General features: G+C 63.5%; 17 protein-coding genes and 1 other RNA gene. 12 read left to right on the top strand and 6 right to left on the bottom strand.

Translation table 11 applies throughout. From position 1 onward, the window contains the following. The first annotated feature begins 221 nt into the window (after nucleotides 1–221). The 4 genes from rho (at nucleotide 222) to IAE36_RS12000 (ending at nucleotide 4,984) form a co-directional block, all read left to right on the top strand. A complete protein-coding gene (rho, locus tag IAE36_RS12015; protein ID WP_003253661.1) occupies nucleotides 222–1,481 on the top strand; it encodes a transcription termination factor Rho in 1,260 nt (419 codons plus the stop codon). 137 nt (nucleotides 1,482–1,618) lie between these two features. Continuing rightward, complete coding sequence (gene ubiD / locus IAE36_RS12010) at nucleotides 1,619–3,085, top strand: 4-hydroxy-3-polyprenylbenzoate decarboxylase (protein ID WP_028632945.1); 1,467 nt, start codon at nucleotides 1,619–1,621, stop codon at nucleotides 3,083–3,085. Then, nucleotides 3,085–4,053, top strand: a complete 969-nt coding sequence (locus IAE36_RS12005; RefSeq protein WP_028632946.1) for a CDP-6-deoxy-delta-3,4-glucoseen reductase — start codon at nucleotides 3,085–3,087, stop codon at nucleotides 4,051–4,053. Before ubiD ends, IAE36_RS12005 begins: the two co-directional genes overlap by 1 nt. 280 nt (nucleotides 4,054–4,333) lie before the next feature. Then, complete coding sequence (locus tag IAE36_RS12000; RefSeq protein ID WP_201212597.1) at nucleotides 4,334–4,984, top strand: gamma-glutamylcyclotransferase; 651 nt, start codon at nucleotides 4,334–4,336, stop codon at nucleotides 4,982–4,984. 13 nt (nucleotides 4,985–4,997) lie between these two features. Here IAE36_RS12000 and IAE36_RS11995 read toward each other — a convergent pair whose 3' ends face one another. Then, a complete protein-coding gene (locus IAE36_RS11995; protein WP_201212595.1) occupies nucleotides 4,998–5,975 on the bottom strand; it encodes an NADPH:quinone oxidoreductase family protein in 978 nt (325 codons plus the stop codon). 158 nt (nucleotides 5,976–6,133) lie between these two features. Here IAE36_RS11995 and IAE36_RS11990 point away from each other — a divergent pair, with 158 nt between their 5' ends. After that, nucleotides 6,134–6,538, top strand: a complete 405-nt coding sequence (locus IAE36_RS11990) for a flagellar basal body-associated protein FliL (RefSeq protein ID WP_028632949.1) — start codon at nucleotides 6,134–6,136, stop codon at nucleotides 6,536–6,538. 23 nt (nucleotides 6,539–6,561) lie between these two features. On the opposite strand, the gene IAE36_RS11985 is transcribed toward IAE36_RS11990, so the two are convergent. Further along, a complete protein-coding gene (locus tag IAE36_RS11985) occupies nucleotides 6,562–7,011 on the bottom strand; it encodes an EVE domain-containing protein (RefSeq protein ID WP_201212593.1) in 450 nt (149 codons plus the stop codon). A 179-nt stretch (nucleotides 7,012–7,190) separates the two neighbouring features. Here IAE36_RS11985 and IAE36_RS11980 point away from each other — a divergent pair, with 179 nt between their 5' ends. After that, nucleotides 7,191–7,343, top strand: a complete 153-nt coding sequence (locus IAE36_RS11980) for a hypothetical protein (RefSeq protein WP_169338809.1) — start codon at nucleotides 7,191–7,193, stop codon at nucleotides 7,341–7,343. Nucleotides 7,344–7,362: 19 nt separating this feature from the next. Here the strand turns inward: IAE36_RS11980 and IAE36_RS11975 are convergent, their stop codons facing one another. From IAE36_RS11975 to IAE36_RS11960, 4 genes are all read right to left on the bottom strand, one after another. Beyond that, complete coding sequence (locus IAE36_RS11975; protein WP_201212591.1) at nucleotides 7,363–7,971, bottom strand: 5-formyltetrahydrofolate cyclo-ligase; 609 nt, start codon at nucleotides 7,969–7,971, stop codon at nucleotides 7,363–7,365. A gap of 79 nt (nucleotides 7,972–8,050) precedes the next feature. Next, nucleotides 8,051–8,230: non-coding RNA, 6S RNA (ssrS, locus tag IAE36_RS11970), on the bottom strand. A gap of 17 nt (nucleotides 8,231–8,247) precedes the next feature. Continuing rightward, the gene (locus IAE36_RS11965) at nucleotides 8,248–8,568 is read right to left on the bottom strand and encodes a cell division protein ZapA (RefSeq protein WP_028632952.1); all 321 of its coding nucleotides are present in this window, start codon (nucleotides 8,566–8,568) and stop codon (nucleotides 8,248–8,250) included. After that, on the bottom strand, nucleotides 8,565–8,747 hold the full coding sequence (locus IAE36_RS11960; protein ID WP_029886233.1) for a TIGR02449 family protein: 183 nt from the start codon (nucleotides 8,745–8,747) through the stop codon (nucleotides 8,565–8,567). The genes IAE36_RS11965 and IAE36_RS11960 overlap by 4 nt, the downstream gene beginning before the upstream one ends. Before the next feature lie 181 nt (nucleotides 8,748–8,928). Between IAE36_RS11960 and IAE36_RS11955 the strand changes: the two genes are divergently transcribed. The 6 genes from IAE36_RS11955 (at nucleotide 8,929) to IAE36_RS11930 (ending at nucleotide 14,850) form a co-directional block, all read left to right on the top strand. Beyond that, nucleotides 8,929–9,483, top strand: coding sequence for a YecA/YgfB family protein (locus IAE36_RS11955; protein ID WP_028632954.1), 555 nt, complete (start codon nucleotides 8,929–8,931; stop codon nucleotides 9,481–9,483). A gap of 22 nt (nucleotides 9,484–9,505) precedes the next feature. Next, nucleotides 9,506–10,831 (top strand): Xaa-Pro aminopeptidase, encoded by a 1,326-nt coding sequence (gene pepP, locus IAE36_RS11950; protein WP_201212589.1) that lies wholly within the window; start codon nucleotides 9,506–9,508, stop codon nucleotides 10,829–10,831. Further along, nucleotides 10,828–12,027 (top strand): 2-octaprenyl-6-methoxyphenyl hydroxylase, encoded by a 1,200-nt coding sequence (ubiH, locus tag IAE36_RS11945; RefSeq protein ID WP_028632956.1) that lies wholly within the window; start codon nucleotides 10,828–10,830, stop codon nucleotides 12,025–12,027. The genes pepP and ubiH overlap by 4 nt, the downstream gene beginning before the upstream one ends. Continuing rightward, entirely contained in the window at nucleotides 12,024–12,506 is a 483-nt protein-coding gene (locus tag IAE36_RS11940) for a DUF4442 domain-containing protein (protein WP_028632957.1), read from the top strand. The genes ubiH and IAE36_RS11940 overlap by 4 nt, the downstream gene beginning before the upstream one ends. Nucleotides 12,507–12,515: 9 nt before the next feature. Next, nucleotides 12,516–13,733: a 2-octaprenyl-3-methyl-6-methoxy-1,4-benzoquinol hydroxylase gene (locus IAE36_RS11935; RefSeq protein ID WP_201212587.1), complete on the top strand. Its 1,218-nt coding sequence runs from the start codon at nucleotides 12,516–12,518 to the stop codon at nucleotides 13,731–13,733. Nucleotides 13,734–13,848: 115 nt separating this feature from the next. Next, on the top strand, nucleotides 13,849–14,850 hold the full coding sequence (locus IAE36_RS11930; RefSeq protein WP_028632959.1) for an extracellular solute-binding protein: 1,002 nt from the start codon (nucleotides 13,849–13,851) through the stop codon (nucleotides 14,848–14,850). The last annotated feature ends 19 nt before the right edge of the window (nucleotides 14,851–14,869 follow it).

Here is a 14,869-nt window from a genome sequence, read left to right as displayed (position 1 = left end):
AAAGGCCCCGCAAATGCGGGGCTTTTCTTTTCTACTGCACTAGACGCAGAAAAAAGCAAGTGTTACATTCGGCCTCGCACTGCTTCTCCAGTGCCCTCTACATGCCGTCGCCGAAGCATCCCCAATTCGAATCAGTACGCGATCCTTTCGCCATCTAGCGGCGCGGCCTCATTAAGCCAAAGCTTAATTCTCCCTTCTTACATGATTACGTCATTCCCCTTATGAACCTGACTGAACTCAAGCAAAAGCCGATTACCGATCTTTTGGAAATGGCCGAACAGATGGGCATCGAAAACATGGCCCGTTCGCGCAAACAGGACGTGATCTTCGCCCTGCTGAAAAAGCACGCGAAGAGCGGCGAAGAGATTTCCGGTGATGGCGTGCTGGAGATTCTCCAGGATGGTTTCGGTTTCCTGCGGTCCGCTGATGCGTCCTACCTGGCCGGCCCTGACGACATCTACGTCTCGCCAAGCCAGATCCGCCGCTTCAACCTGCGCACCGGTGACACCATCGTCGGCAAGATCCGCCCGCCGAAGGAAGGGGAGCGCTACTTCGCGCTGCTGAAGGTCGACACCATCAACTTCGACCGCCCGGAAAACGCGAAGAACAAGATCCTGTTCGAAAACCTGACGCCGCTGTTCCCCAACAAGCGCCTGAAGATGGAAGCCGGTAACGGCTCCACCGAAGACCTCACCGGTCGCGTCATCGACCTGTGCGCCCCGATCGGCAAAGGCCAGCGTGGCCTGATCGTCGCGCCGCCCAAGGCGGGCAAGACGATCATGCTGCAGAACATCGCGGCGAACATTACCCGTAACAACCCTGAGTGCCACCTGATCGTCCTGCTGATCGACGAGCGCCCTGAAGAAGTGACCGAAATGCAGCGCACCGTGCGCGGCGAAGTGGTTGCGTCCACCTTCGACGAGCCACCCACCCGTCACGTGCAGGTGGCCGAGATGGTCATCGAGAAGGCCAAGCGCCTGGTCGAGCACAAAAAGGACGTGGTGATCCTGCTGGACTCCATCACCCGCCTGGCACGTGCCTACAACACCGTGATCCCGAGCTCCGGCAAGGTACTCACCGGTGGTGTCGACGCCCACGCCCTGGAAAAGCCAAAGCGCTTCTTTGGCGCTGCGCGTAACATCGAAGAAGGCGGCTCGCTGACCATCATCGCCACCGCGCTGGTCGAAACCGGCTCGAAGATGGACGAAGTGATCTACGAGGAGTTCAAGGGCACCGGTAACATGGAGCTGCCGCTGGACCGCCGCATCGCCGAAAAGCGCGTGTTCCCGGCCATCAACATCAACCGTTCCGGTACCCGCCGCGAAGAGCTGCTCACTGCCGACGACGAGCTGCAGCGCATGTGGATTCTGCGCAAGCTGCTGCACCCGATGGATGAAATCGCCGCGATCGAGTTCCTGGTCGACAAGCTCAAGCAGACCAAGACCAACGACGAGTTCTTCCTGTCGATGAAGCGCAAGTAAGCATTTCCGGCGGTTATTGATTGGGGCTGTTTTGCAGCCCTTTGCGGGCTTGCCCGCGAAGGGCTGCGAAGCGGCCCCAATTCATTTGCGCTACACTCTGCACCCCCCGATCGACACGGCCAACACGAGGCTTCTGCATGCAGTATCGCGACTTGCGCGACTTCATCCGTGGCCTGGAACAGCGCGGCGAGCTCAAGCGCATCCAGGTCCCGGTCTCTCCCGTCCTGGAAATGACCGAGGTCTGCGACCGTACCCTGCGCGCCAAAGGCCCGGCATTGTTGTTCGAGAAGCCCACAGGCTTTGACATGCCGGTGCTGGGCAACCTGTTCGGTACCCCGCAGCGGGTGGCCATGGGCATGGGCGCCGAGTCTGTCGACGAGTTGCGCGAAATCGGCAAGTTGCTGGCCTTCCTCAAGGAGCCGGAGCCGCCAAAGGGCCTCAAGGATGCCTGGTCAAAGCTGCCGATCTTCAAGAAGGTCGTGTCGATGGCGCCCAAGGTGGTCAAGGACGCCGTGTGCCAGGAGGTAGTGCTGGAGGGCGATGATGTCGACCTCGGTGCGTTGCCGGTGCAGCATTGCTGGCCAGGCGACGTGGCGCCGCTGATTACCTGGGGCCTCACCGTTACCCGCGGCCCGAACAAGGACCGCCAGAACCTGGGTATCTACCGCCAGCAGGTGATTGGCCGCAACAAGGTCATCATGCGTTGGCTGAGCCACCGTGGCGGCGCCCTCGACTACCGCGAATGGTGCGAGAAGCACCCCGGGCAGCCATTCCCCGTCGCTGTTGCGCTGGGCGCCGACCCTGCGACCATTCTGGGCGCCGTGACCCCGGTGCCCGATACGCTTTCCGAATACGCCTTCGCCGGCCTGTTGCGCGGCAACCGCACCGAGCTGGTCAAGTGCCGGGGCAACAACCTGCAGGTTCCAGCCAGTGCCGAGATCATCCTCGAGGGTGTGATTCACCCAGGCGAGATGGCCCCCGAAGGGCCTTACGGCGACCACACCGGTTACTACAACGAAGTCGACAGCTTCCCGGTGTTCACCGTGGAGCGCATCACCCATCGGCAGAAACCGATCTATCACAGTACCTACACCGGTCGGCCGCCGGATGAACCTGCCATCCTGGGTGTGGCGCTCAACGAAGTGTTCGTGCCGATCCTGCAGAAGCAGTTCCCGGAAATCGTCGACTTCTACCTGCCGCCCGAAGGTTGTTCGTACCGCATGGCGGTAGTGACCATGAAGAAGCAGTACCCGGGGCATGCCAAGCGCGTGATGCTGGGTGTATGGTCGTTCCTGCGACAGTTCATGTACACCAAGTTCGTTATCGTGACCGACGACGACATCAATGCCCGCGACTGGAACGACGTGATCTGGGCCATCACCACGCGCATGGACCCCAAGCGTGATACGGTGATGATCGACAACACGCCGATCGACTACCTGGACTTCGCGTCACCGGTGTCGGGGTTGGGTTCGAAGATGGGCCTGGATGCCACCCACAAGTGGCCGGGCGAGACTACACGCGAGTGGGGGCGGGTTATCGTCAAGGACGAAGCCGTTACCCGGCGTATCGATGAGCTGTGGGATCAGTTGGGAATAGATTGATGCAGGTAACGTTGCAGCCGTCCGGGGCGGTGTTGGCGCTCGAGCCCGGTGAAAGGATCCTGGATGGCGCGCGCCGGCTGGGTTATGACTGCCCCAACAGCTGCCGCAATGGCAATTGCCATGTCTGCGCCGCGTTGTTGGTAGAGGGCCGCGTGCGCCAGGACGGTGAGGTGCGCGATCATGGTGAGCTGTTCACCTGCCTTGCCGAACCCCTGGAGGACTGCGTGCTGCTGTGGGATGGGGTGCTCGCCCTGGGCGAATTGCCGGTGCGCAAACTGGCGTGCACCGTGAGTGAGTGCCGCGAGGTTGGCGGCGACGTCTGGCGCGTCCGCTTGCGTGCCCCAGCGGGCAAGCCGCTGCGTTACCATGCCGGGCAGTACCTGATGATCGAACGCCAGGGCGGCAAGCAGGCGGCGTTTTCGCTGGCATCTGCCCCCCATGCCGGCCGCGAGCTTGAGCTGCATGTGCTGGCGCGCGAGCCCAGCGCGGTACAGTTGATCGAACAACTGCAGCACGACCGCCTGGCGCGCATTGAAATGCCCTTTGGCGATACACACCTGGCCGAACTGCCTGACGGGCCACTGGTGCTGATCGCTGCTGGCACCGGCATGGGGCAGATGCACAGCCTGGTCGAGCACTGCCGCGCTCAAGGGTTCAAGCACCCGGTCCACCTGTACTGGGGCGTGCGCCGGCCAGAGGACTTCTACCAGATCGAACACTGGGACGAGTGGTTGCAGTTGCCGAACCTGTACCTGCACCAGGTGGTCAGCGACCTGTGTGGTTGGGAAGGGCGCTGCGGCATGCTGCACCAAGCGGTCTGCGAGGACATCAGTGACCTCAACAGCGTACACGTCTATGCCAGCGGTTCGCCCAACATGATCTATGCCACCCTCGACGCCCTGGTTGAAGCGGGCATGGATGCGCACCGTATGCGTGCCGATGTCTTTGCCTACGCCCCCCGCGGCTAATAACCGAAGTTTGAACATCGGGGTATAAGGCGGTAATTGTTACCGCCTTGATCACTAACTTTCGCTGGCCTGGAAACAATAAGTTCCGGTCGTCGGCTGCGTGCATGAAAATTTCGACATGCGCTTGTCCGCCTCAACTTCCTGACTTAGCTTATACAAGGTCCGGGCCCGCTCTGTTGGCGTCCCGGCCCATGCCGGCCGCGGCGAGTGGGTACTGCGTGTGCCTCAAGGCCTAGTTGGGTTACATGTTTTTGTATGCGGAGACTCCTGGCGGCAGCTTATGTCGGCACTTGAAAGTTCGTCCTGGCAAGTTAACTACCCCCCGTCACTCGATTTTGGCCAGCCCCTCACACGTGAGCAGTTGCACACTTCCATGCAGGCCACCCTGTCGCAGCACCCGGGTGGGCCAGTGTGGTTGTTTGCCTACGGCTCATTGATCTGGCGGCCAGAGTGCAGCGCCGTGGAGCGTCAGCGGGCGCGGGTGCACGGCTATCACCGCGGCCTGTACCTGTGGTCGCACGAGCACCGTGGCACGCCAGAAACCCCTGGGCTGGTCTTCGGCCTGGACCGTGGTGGCTCCTGCAGCGGCTTCGCCTACAGGCTGGACGAGCGCACACTGGACGCCTCGCTGATGGCCTTGTGGCAACGGGAGATGCCCTACCCGGCGTACCGCCCCCATTGGCTGAATTGCCGGCTGGGCGACGGCAGCAAGGTGCAGGCACTGGGCTTTGTGCTGGAGCGCCATTTGCCGTGCTACGCAGGTAACCTGCCAGACACGCTGCTCAGCCACATTCTGGCCCGTGCAGCAGGGCGCTACGGCACTACGCGCGATTATGTTGAGCAAACACTCAACGCCCTGCGTACTCACCAGATGCCTGACCGCAGCCTGGAGGCGCGTTTCAGGCGCTGTCACAACCTGGGCGAGGCCTGAGGCGGTAGCGCCCTCACGGCACTGACACCACCAGCTTGCCCACTGCCTGCCGCTGGCCCAGCTTGTCGATGGCCGCCCCAGCCTCGGCCAGTGGATAGGTGTGCGACACCAGTGGGTTCAGCTTGCCCTCGGCGTACCAGGCAAACAGCTGCTGGAAGTTTGCCGCGTTGTCCTGGGGCTGGCGCTGGGCGAAGGCCCCCCAGAACACGCCCAGCACCGCCGCGCCTTTGAGCAGCACCAGGTTGGCTGCAAGCTGCGGGATCACACCACTGGCAAAGCCCACTACCAGTAACCGGCCGTTCCAGGCCAGCCCGCGTACCGCCTGCTCGAACAGTTCGCCGCCCACCGGGTCGAAGATCACATCCACACCGTTACCCCCGGTCAAGCGCTTGATTTCTTCGCGCAGGCTGCCCCCGCTGTAGTCGATCAGCTCATCTGCCCCGGCAGCTTTGGCCACCGCCAGTTTCTCGGCACTGCTGGCCGCTGCGATCACCCGGGCGCCCATGGCCTTGCCGATTTCAACGGCCGCCAGGCCCACGCCACCGGATGCGCCCAGCACCAGCAGGGTTTCCCCTGGCTGCAACCGTCCCCGCTGGCGCAGGGCATGCATCGAGGTGCCATAGGTCATGCCGAAGGCTGCGGCGCTGGTGAAATCCATGCCCGCCGGTATCGGCAGCAGGTTGTAGGCCGGTACCGCCACCTGTTCGGCGAATGCACCCCAGCCGGTCAGCGCCATTACCCGGTCACCTACCTTGAAGGCGCCAGCCTTTTCGCCAACCGCCGCCACCACCCCGGCCGCCTCCCCACCAGGTGAAAAGGGCAGGGCAGGCTGGAACTGATACTTGCCTTCGATGATCAGGGTGTCCGGGAAATTGACCCCGGCGGCACGCACATCCAGCAGCACCTCGTTTGGCTTGGGGAGAGGGCTTGCCACCTCCTCGAGTACCAGGCCGCTTGCCGGGCCCAGGGTTTTGCACAGCAAGGCTTTCATCGTGGGCTATTCCTTTGCGGGTAATGGCCGATAAGTGTAGGAGGCCGGCCCGCCGGGTCAACGAGCATGGCCTGCCCTGATGGGCAGGCATAAGCCCGGGCTTGGGTTTGCACGGCGCGCTGGGTAAGCTGGCGGCAACTGTATTGAGGAGCGAATTCGTGAAAGCGTGGATCTTGATGGTACTGGCCCTGGTGCTACCTGCCGCAGCCCTGGCCGAAGAAGCCAAGGAGGGCGCGCCCAAGGTCGCCTATATCAGCCTCAACCCTCCATTCGTAGGCAATTATGCCCTCGACGGTGGCCCTCGCCTGCGGGTGTACAAGGCTGACGTAGCCCTGCGGGTCACCGGCGATGAAGCGGCTAAGGCCGTGCAGAGCCACGAGCCGTTGATCCGTAACCAGCTGGTGGCACTGTTCGCCCAGCAGACGGTAGACAGCATGAGCAATGTCGAGGCCAAGGAGCACCTGCGCCAGGAGGCACTGAAGCAGGTTCAGCAGGTGATGGAAGCCGAAGAGGGCAAGCCGATCGTCGAGGACCTGCTGTTCAACAACCTGATCGTCCAGTAAGGCGGGCGGGCTGGCTGTGAGGCCTAGCGCAAGGCCAACACCGCCGCCCACTGCGCGGGGGTGACCGGCATCACTGAAAGGCGGCTGCCTTTTTGCACCAGTGGCAGCTCGGCCAGTTCGGCTTGCTGCTTCAGCCAGCCCAGCTCCAGCACCCGCGGCAGGGTCTGCACATGGGCCACGTCCACCGCGCTCCACGGGTTTTTATCGGCGGTGGCCTTGGCGTCGTAATAGTGGCTTTGCGGGTCGAGGGCGGTGGGGTCCGGGTACGCCGCGCGCACTACCTTGGCGATGCCCGCGATCCCAGGCTGCGGGCAGCTGGAATGGTAGAAGAAGAACTCATCGCCAACGCTCATGGCCCGCAGAAAATTGCGCGCCTGGTAGTTGCGCACCCCGTCCCAGCGCGCCTCACCCAACCGCCCCAGGGCCTCGATGGACAGCTCGTCGGGCTCGGACTTCATCAGCCAATAGGCCATGCGCGGTGCTCCTGAAAAGTTTTGAAATAACGTATTGAACTAAACCGACAGCCGGTTGACGTCAAGGTTTGCTTGCGGACGCATGTTGTCGGAGAATGCGCCCCGTTTGAAGTGCGATGCTACGGCGCTACCCAAAAAGTCGCCGAGCACTGAACAGTTTGCCTGGGGGGCAATCGTCGATGAATCAACGTAAAAAGCCGGACCTGCTGTGGGTCCTGGTGTTCATTTTTGGCTTGGGTGTGGTCACCACCGGTTATGCGCAAGGGTTCTGGGAGCGCAAGCTGGACAACGCCTATCAGACGGCCGCCGAGGCCAGCCAGCCGCAACGTTGACCCCCACAAGCGGCACGGCCTACTGCGGCGCCAGGTACCAGTGGCGGTCCGACACCGTGCCCTGCAGCGGTACATCCCAACTGGCCTGCGCCAGCCGCTCCACCTTCTGGCATTCATGGGCCAGCCCCAGCAGCAGTGGCTTTTTCCACGTTTTACGGCGTGCCTGGTAGGCCAGGCTGCGATCGTAGAACCCGCCGCCCATCCCCAGCCGCCCGCCTGCATCATCAAAACCGACCAGTGGTAGCAAAATCAGGTCCAAGGCCCAGATCGGGCGCTGCCGCCTGCGGTCGATGACCGGCTCAGGGATGCGAAACCGGTTGGGGTTGAGGGCTTCGCCCTGTTCGAAGCGCTGGAACACCATGCGTGTGCGTGGCCATGCATGCAGTACCGGCAAGTAGGTGCGCTTACCCCGTCGCTGGGCTTCACGCAGCAACAGGCGAGGGTCTATTTCACCATCGTTGGGCAGGTACAGGGCAATGTGCCGGGCGCGCCGGAACAGCGGGTGCTGCGCCAGCTGGCGATACAGGCCGGCAGCGGCCTGGCGTTGCTGGGCGGGGGTGAGTGCGCGGCGGGCTTTGCGGAGCAGGCGACGAAGCTGGGGGCGGGTGAGCGGCGCGGTGTCGGTCATGGCACAGGCGGTCCCAGGGGTACTGGCCGACGCTTGCGGCCAAAACGAATTGCCCGCCGAAGGGCGGGCAAGAGAATTCAGGCTCCCCGATAAGACCGCTATCGGTGTAGCCCTTGAACCCGAAAGTTCAAGGTGGAGATTGCAGGGGGCGTTAAGGCTTTCCGTCGAGCGGACATGCACACCGGCCCCAGCGTGCAACCCCCGTGGTTGTGCGTATCGGCTCAGGGACATAACCGACTGGCGCATCCCCCAGGGAGTGGCGCCAGTATACCAATCTCAGCTGATTTTGGTATCCGCATCGTCGGACAGCGCCTGATCGACCCGTTCCAGCAGGTCGCGCACCTGCTCGCGGCTCGCCCCACCCGCAGGTGCAGCGGTGCGGTCTTCCTGGCGGTGCAGCATTTCGTGGGTGATGTTCAGCGCCGCCATCACCGCGATGCGGTCGGCCCCGATCACCTTGCCGCTGCTGCGGATCTCGCGCATCTTGCTGTCCAGGTAATGCGCGGCGCTCACCAGGTTGTTGCGCTCTTCGGGTGGACAGATGATCGAGTATTCCTTGTCCAGGATCTGCACGGTGACGCTATTGCTTGAACTCATGAGTCTTGCTCCAGAGCCTTGAGGCGTAAGATCATCGACTCGACCTTGCGCTTGGCGATCTCGTTCTTTTCGATGAGGTGGGCGCGCTCTTCGCGCCAGGACTTTTCCTGAGCTACTAGGAGTGCATTTTGCCGTTTAAGTTGCTCGACACGTTCGATCAGCAGCTCGAATCGGCTCATCAGTGCCTGCAGGTCTTTGTCTTGCGTGGGTTGCACTCGATTCGCTCCGTCGTTGACTCACCTGACGATGATGCCTCTCCCTGGGTGGCGCCGGCCAGTGCCGATGGTCTTGGCGCGCCTGCCGGTGCTAGGATACAAGGCCTCCATTCTAGTCATTGCGCCGTCTGGCGCCTAGCTGCCCATGCCCAATACCCAATCGCCCTACGTCGCCTTCGCCATGCTGCTGTCGAGCAATGGTCACCCTGTCACCCCGGCCGAGTTGCACGGCCTGCTCATTGGCCGCAGCTGCGCCGGTGCCGGCTTCGATGCCGATGCCTGGCTGGCCGATGCGGCCCAACTGCTGGAAACCGAACCCGGCGATACCGTACGCAACGCCCTGATCGGCCTGCAGGAAATGGTCAAAGGTGAACTCACCGGCGACGAAATGGCCATCGTCCTGCTGTTGCCTTCCGATGATGCCGCCCTCACCGACCGCGCCACCGCGCTGGGTCAGTGGTGCCAGGGCTTCATTACCGGCTTCGGCTTGAACGCCGGCGGCAAGGACCTGTCCATCGAGGCCAAGGAAGTGCTGCAGGACCTGGTCGCCATCTCCCAGGTGCAAGAAGCCCTGGAAGAGTCCGAAGACGGCGAAAGCGACTACATGGAAGTCATGGAATACCTGCGCGTAGCGCCGCTGCTGCTGTTCTCCGAGCTGGCCACGCCGGCTGCACCCGCGCCCAAGCCATCTCTGCACTGACCAACCCGGGGGTAGTCTGCCCATGAGCCGTATTCCCAAGGCCGAGTATGCCCGCCGGCGCAAGGCGCTGATGGCGCAGATGGTCCCCAACAGCATTGCCATCCTGCCCGCCGCTGCGGTTGCCATCCGCAACCGCGACGTCGAGCATGTGTACCGGCAGGACAGTGATTTCCAGTACCTCAGTGGTTTCCCCGAGCCCGAGGCGGTAATCGCCCTCATCCCAGGCCGCGAGCATGGCGAGTACGTGATGTTCTGCCGCGAGCGCAACCCCGAACGTGAGCTGTGGGATGGCCTGCGTGCTGGCCAGGAAGGCGCGGTACGCGAGTTCGGCGCCGATGATGCATTCCCCATCACCGACATCGACGAAATCCTGCCGGGCCTGATCGAAGGCCGCGAGCGGGTATACAGCGCCATGGGCAGCAACCCGGAATTCGACCGCCGGCTGATGGACTGGATCAACGTGATCCGTTCCAAGGCTCGCCTGGGCGCGCAGCCGCCGAACGAGTTCGTTGCCCTGGATCATCTGCTGCACGACATGCGCCTGTATAAATCGGCGGCGGAAGTGAAGGTGATGCGTAGCGCCGCGGATATTTCTGCGCGGGCCCATGTGCAGGCCATACAGGCGTGCCGGGCTGGGCTGTATGAGTACAGCCTGGAGGCCGAGCTGGACTACGTGTTCCGCAAGGGCGGGGCGAAGATGCCGGCGTATGGGTCCATCGTGGCCGCCGGGCGCAACGGTTGCATCCTGCACTACCAGCAGAATGACGCCCTGCTCAAGGACGGCGACCTGGTGCTGATCGATGCCGGTTGTGAGATCGACTGCTACGCCAGCGACATCACCCGCACCTTCCCAGTCAGCGGGCGCTTTTCGCCTGAGCAGAAGGCCATCTACGAGCTGGTGCTCAAGGCCCAGGCGGCGGCGTTTGCCGAGATCGCCCCCGGCAAGCACTGGAACCACGCCCACGAGGCCACGGTACGGGTCATTACCGAGGGCTTGGTGGAACTGGGCCTGCTTGAGGGTGAGGTGCAGGCGTTGATCGACAGCGAAGCCTACCGTGCGTTCTACATGCACCGTGCCGGGCACTGGCTGGGCATGGATGTGCACGATGTGGGCGACTACAAGGTCGGGGGTGAATGGCGGGTGCTCGAGCCTGGCATGGCCCTGACCGTCGAACCCGGTATCTACATAGGTGCCGACAATCAGGCTGTGGCCAGGAAGTGGCGCGGCATTGGTGTACGGATCGAGGACGATGTGGTGGTGACCAGGCAAGGTTGTGAAATCCTGACGTCGGGCGTGCCGCGCACGGTCGCCGAAATCGAAGCGTTGATGCAGGCCGCGCGCGTATGAACCGGGTAAACCTGGCGATCATCGGTGGTGGCCTGGTGGGCGCGAGCCTGGCCCTGGCCCTGCAGGCGGGCGCCAAGGCCCGCGGCTGGAAGATCCTGCTGATCGAGCCTTTCGCGCCCGGCGACAGCTTCCAGCCCAGCTACGATGCACGTTCATCGGCGCTGTCCTTTGGCACCCGGCAGATCTACGAGCAACTGGGGCTGTGGCAGGCCATTGGCCGCAGGGCCGAACCGATCACGCAAATCCATGTGTCGGACCGTGGCCGCTTTGGCACCACCCGCCTGGACGCCGGCCAGGAGGGCGTGCCAGCGCTTGGCTATGTGGTAGAAAACGCCTGGCTTGGGCAGTGCCTGTGGCAAGGCCTGGACCGTGACGTGGTGAGCTGGCGCTGCCCCGCAGAGGTGTCTGCGCTGCAGGCCATCGAAGGCGGTTACCGCGTGCGGCTCAACGACGACACGCTGTTCGAGTGCGACCTGGCTGTGCTCGCCGATGGCGGTCGGTCGGGGCTGCGTGAGCAGCTGGGCATCCATGTGCGCACCACGCCTTACCAGCAGAGCGCGCTGATTGCCAACATCACGCCGGGTGAAGCCCATGGCGGCCAGGCCTTCGAACGCTTCACCGAAGCCGGGCCCATGGCCTTGCTGCCGCTGCCTGAAAACCGCTGCGCGCTGGTCTGGACGCGCCAGGGCATGGATGCACAGCGCCTGGCCGAGGTGGACGAACGCAGCTTCCTGCGTGAGCTACAGGGTGTTTTTGGCTATCGCCTGGGGGCGCTGCGCCAGGTCGGTGCCCGGCACCTGTATCCGCTTTCGCTGGTCGAAGCCCAGGAACAGGTGCGGCCGCACCTGGTGGTGCTGGGTAATGCCGCGCACAGCCTGCACCCCATCGCCGGGCAGGGCTTCAACCTGTCGCTGCGTGACGTGCAGTCCCTGGCCGAGGCACTTCTGGCCGGCCCCGCGATACCGGGCGACCTGCCGACCCTGCAGGCTTACCACCGTCGCCAGCAACTGGACCAGGCCCTGACCATTGGTTTTTCCGATCAGGTCACGCGCCTGTTCGGCAGCAACCAGCCGCTGGTAGCGGCGGCACGTAACCTTGGCCTGCTCGGCCTCGACCTGCTGCCGCCGGCCAAGCGCTGGTTCGCGCGCCAGGCCATGGGCCTGGGTACCCGGCCGGACCTGCGGAGCAAAGCATGAGTAACCCCCGCAAGCTGGCGCGGCGTGCACGCATGCTGCGCTGGATGCTCAACCTCTACCCGCCGTACCTGGGGGCTGGTATCCGTGTGCAGCACATCAGCCCGGACATGCGCAGCATTCAGGTGGCGATGAAACTCACGCGCTGGAACCGCAACTACGTCGGTACCCAGTTCGGCGGCAGCCTGTATGCCATGGTCGACCCGTTCTACATGCTGCTGCTGATCGAGCAACTGGGGCGCGACTACATTGTCTGGGACAAGGCCGCCAGCATCGATTTCATTTCGCCGGGCAAGGGCCCGGTGTATGCCGAATTCCACATCGATGACGGGCTGCTGGACGAAATCCGCCAACAGACCGCCACTGGCAAAAAATGCCTGCCCAGGCTGCAGGTGGATATCCGCGACGGTGCCGGCGAGCTGGTGGCGCGGGTCGACAAAACCCTATACGTGCGGCTCAAGCCGCAAGCGAGGCTGGCGTAAGGCATGGAAATGCGCGCAGATCTTCTGATAGTAGGTGCCGGCATGGTCGGCAGTGCCCTGGCCTTGGCCTTGCGCCACAGCGGCTTGCACGTGCTGCTGCTCGATGGCGGGCCGCTGACAGTGCGGCCTTTCGATGCCAGTGCCGCCTTCGAGCCACGGGTCAGTGCCCTCTCGGCCGCCAGCCAGCGCATTCTCGAGCGGCTGGGGGCCTGGGAAGGCATCGCGCAGCGCCGTGCTACACCGTACTGCCACATGCAGGTGTGGGACGGCAGCGGCACGGGTCAGATCCACTTCTCGGCCGCCAGCGTGCATGCCCAGGTACTCGGCCACATTGTCGAGAACCGTGTGGTGCAGGACGGCCTGCTGGAGCGCCTGCACGACAGCGATGTCGGCCTGCTGCCCAACGCCCGGCTGGAGCAATTGCGCCGGTCCGGCAAGGACTGGCTGGTGACCTTGCACGATGGCCGGCAACTGCGGGCGCCACTGGTGGTCGCTGCCGATGGCGCCAACTCTGCGGTACGCCGCCTGGCCGGGTGCGAAACCCGCGAGTGGGACTACCTGCACCATGCCATCGTCACCAGCGTGCGCTGCACGGCCGGCCACCAGGCCACCGCCTGGCAGCGCTTTACCGATGATGGCCCGCTGGCGTTCCTGCCGCTAAGCCGTGATGGCGCGCAAGACTGGTGTTCGATCGTGTGGTCGACCACCCCGGAGCACGCCGAGCGGCTGATGGCGCTGGACGAGCCTGCATTCAACAAGGCGCTGCAGCAGGCATTCGAAGGGCGGCTGGGCGATGTGCTGCAAACCGACGCTCGGGTGTGCGTGCCGCTGCGCCAGCGCCATGCCAAACGCTACGTGGATGAAGGCCTGGCATTGATTGGCGATGCCGCCCACACCATTCACCCGCTGGCGGGGCAGGGCGTGAACCTGGGCTTCCTGGATGCTGCTGTGCTGGCCGAGGTACTGATCGGTGCCTGCGAGCGGGGCGAGCGGCTGGCCGATGTGAAAGTGCTGGGCCGTTACGAGCGCCGGCGCATGCCGCACAACCTGGCGCTGATGGCGGCCATGGAAGGCTTCGAGCGTTTGTTCCAGGCCAACCCCCTGCCGCTGCGCTGGTTGCGCAACAGCGGTTTGAAGCTGGTGGAACAGATGCCAGAAGCCAAGGCGGTGTTCGTGCGCCAGGCGCTGGGCCTGAGTGGCGACCTGCCGGAACTGGCCAAGGCCTGAAACGTCGGGGTCACCCCGTGGCCCACTGCAACATCCGGTAACGGCTAAGGGGATGAGCTGGAAAATGGGATTCACTACCATTTGCGCCTCTCTAACGATCCGAGGAGCGCTTTCCATGTTGCCACGCAAGCCCCTGTTGGCCGCACTGGCCCTTACCCTGTTCGGTGGCACTGCCCAGGCAGCTGACGAAGTGGTGGTGTATTCCTCGCGCATCGATGAGCTGATCAAGCCGGTGTTCGATGCCTACACCGCCAAGACCGGGGTCAAGATCAAGTTCATCACCGACAAGGAAGCGCCACTGATGCAACGCATCAAGGCCGAGGGCGACAACGGGGTGGCGGACCTGCTGCTCACCGTCGATGCCGGCAACCTCTGGCAGGCCGAGCAGATGGGCATTCTGCAACCGATCAAGTCGGACATCATCGACCGCAACATCCCTGCACAATACCGCGCCTCGTCCCATGACTGGACTGGCCTGAGCCTGCGCGCCCGCACCATCGTCTACGCCAGTGACCGGGTCAAGCCTGAAGAGCTGAGCACCTATGAAGCGCTGGCCGACAAGGACTGGGAAGGCCGCCTGTGCCTGCGCACGGCCAAGAAGGTGTACAACCAGTCGCTGACGGCCACCCTCATCGAAAACCACGGCGAAGCCAAGGCCGAGCAGATCGTGAAGGGTTGGGTCAACAACCTGTCCACCGATGTGTTCTCCGACGACAACGCAGTGATCCAGGCCATCGAGGCCGGGCAGTGCGACGTAGGCGTGGTCAATACCTACTACTACGGCCGCCTGCACAAGCAGAACCCGAACCTGCCGGTGAAAATCTTCTGGCCCAACCAGGGCGACCGCGGTGTGCACGTCAACCTGTCCGGTATCGGCCTGACCAAGCATGCACCGCATCCGGAAGCGGCCAAAAAGCTGGTGGAGTGGATGACCGGTGAAGAGGCGCAGAAGCTGTTTGCCGACATCAACCAGGAGTTTCCGGCGAACCCGAAGGTCAAGCCTTCGGATGAAGTCGCCGCCTGGGGCAGCTTCAAGGCCGACAGCATCCCGGTGGAAATCGCCGGCAAGCGCCAGGCTGAAGCCATTCGCCTGATGGACCGCGCAGGCTACAACTAAGCCCGCCTCACCCCACTCG

The organism is Pseudomonas sp. S36 (genome assembly GCF_016647875.1).
GTDB classification, from domain to species: Bacteria; Pseudomonadota; Gammaproteobacteria; order Pseudomonadales; family Pseudomonadaceae; genus Aquipseudomonas; species Aquipseudomonas parafulva.
The sequence above is the reverse complement of the archived record's forward strand: the minus strand, read 5'-3'. Positions and strand labels throughout refer to the sequence as shown.

What these genes read in the sequence shown, in the direction of transcription:
- IAE36_RS11985 (WP_201212593.1), bottom strand. Translation starts at nt 7,011, where the DNA reads ATGGCCTATTGGCTGATGAAGTCCGAGCCCGACGAGCTGTCCATCGAG.
- IAE36_RS12005 (WP_028632946.1), top strand. Translation starts at nt 3,085, where the DNA reads ATGCAGGTAACGTTGCAGCCGTCCGGGGCGGTGTTGGCGCTCGAGCCC.
- IAE36_RS11980 (WP_169338809.1), top strand. Translation starts at nt 7,191, where the DNA reads ATGAATCAACGTAAAAAGCCGGACCTGCTGTGGGTCCTGGTGTTCATT.
- IAE36_RS11955 (WP_028632954.1), top strand. Translation starts at nt 8,929, where the DNA reads ATGCCCAATACCCAATCGCCCTACGTCGCCTTCGCCATGCTGCTGTCG.
- IAE36_RS11965 (WP_028632952.1), bottom strand. Translation starts at nt 8,568, where the DNA reads ATGAGTTCAAGCAATAGCGTCACCGTGCAGATCCTGGACAAGGAATAC.
- IAE36_RS11940 (WP_028632957.1), top strand. Translation starts at nt 12,024, where the DNA reads ATGAGTAACCCCCGCAAGCTGGCGCGGCGTGCACGCATGCTGCGCTGG.
- IAE36_RS11935 (WP_201212587.1), top strand. Translation starts at nt 12,516, where the DNA reads ATGCGCGCAGATCTTCTGATAGTAGGTGCCGGCATGGTCGGCAGTGCC.
- ubiH (WP_028632956.1), top strand. Translation starts at nt 10,828, where the DNA reads ATGAACCGGGTAAACCTGGCGATCATCGGTGGTGGCCTGGTGGGCGCG.
- IAE36_RS12000 (WP_201212597.1), top strand. Translation starts at nt 4,334, where the DNA reads ATGTCGGCACTTGAAAGTTCGTCCTGGCAAGTTAACTACCCCCCGTCA.
- IAE36_RS11930 (WP_028632959.1), top strand. Translation starts at nt 13,849, where the DNA reads ATGTTGCCACGCAAGCCCCTGTTGGCCGCACTGGCCCTTACCCTGTTC.
- ubiD (WP_028632945.1), top strand. Translation starts at nt 1,619, where the DNA reads ATGCAGTATCGCGACTTGCGCGACTTCATCCGTGGCCTGGAACAGCGC.
- rho (WP_003253661.1), top strand. Translation starts at nt 222, where the DNA reads ATGAACCTGACTGAACTCAAGCAAAAGCCGATTACCGATCTTTTGGAA.
- IAE36_RS11960 (WP_029886233.1), bottom strand. Translation starts at nt 8,747, where the DNA reads ATGAGCCGATTCGAGCTGCTGATCGAACGTGTCGAGCAACTTAAACGG.
- pepP (WP_201212589.1), top strand. Translation starts at nt 9,506, where the DNA reads ATGAGCCGTATTCCCAAGGCCGAGTATGCCCGCCGGCGCAAGGCGCTG.
- IAE36_RS11975 (WP_201212591.1), bottom strand. Translation starts at nt 7,971, where the DNA reads ATGACCGACACCGCGCCGCTCACCCGCCCCCAGCTTCGTCGCCTGCTC.
- IAE36_RS11995 (WP_201212595.1), bottom strand. Translation starts at nt 5,975, where the DNA reads ATGAAAGCCTTGCTGTGCAAAACCCTGGGCCCGGCAAGCGGCCTGGTA.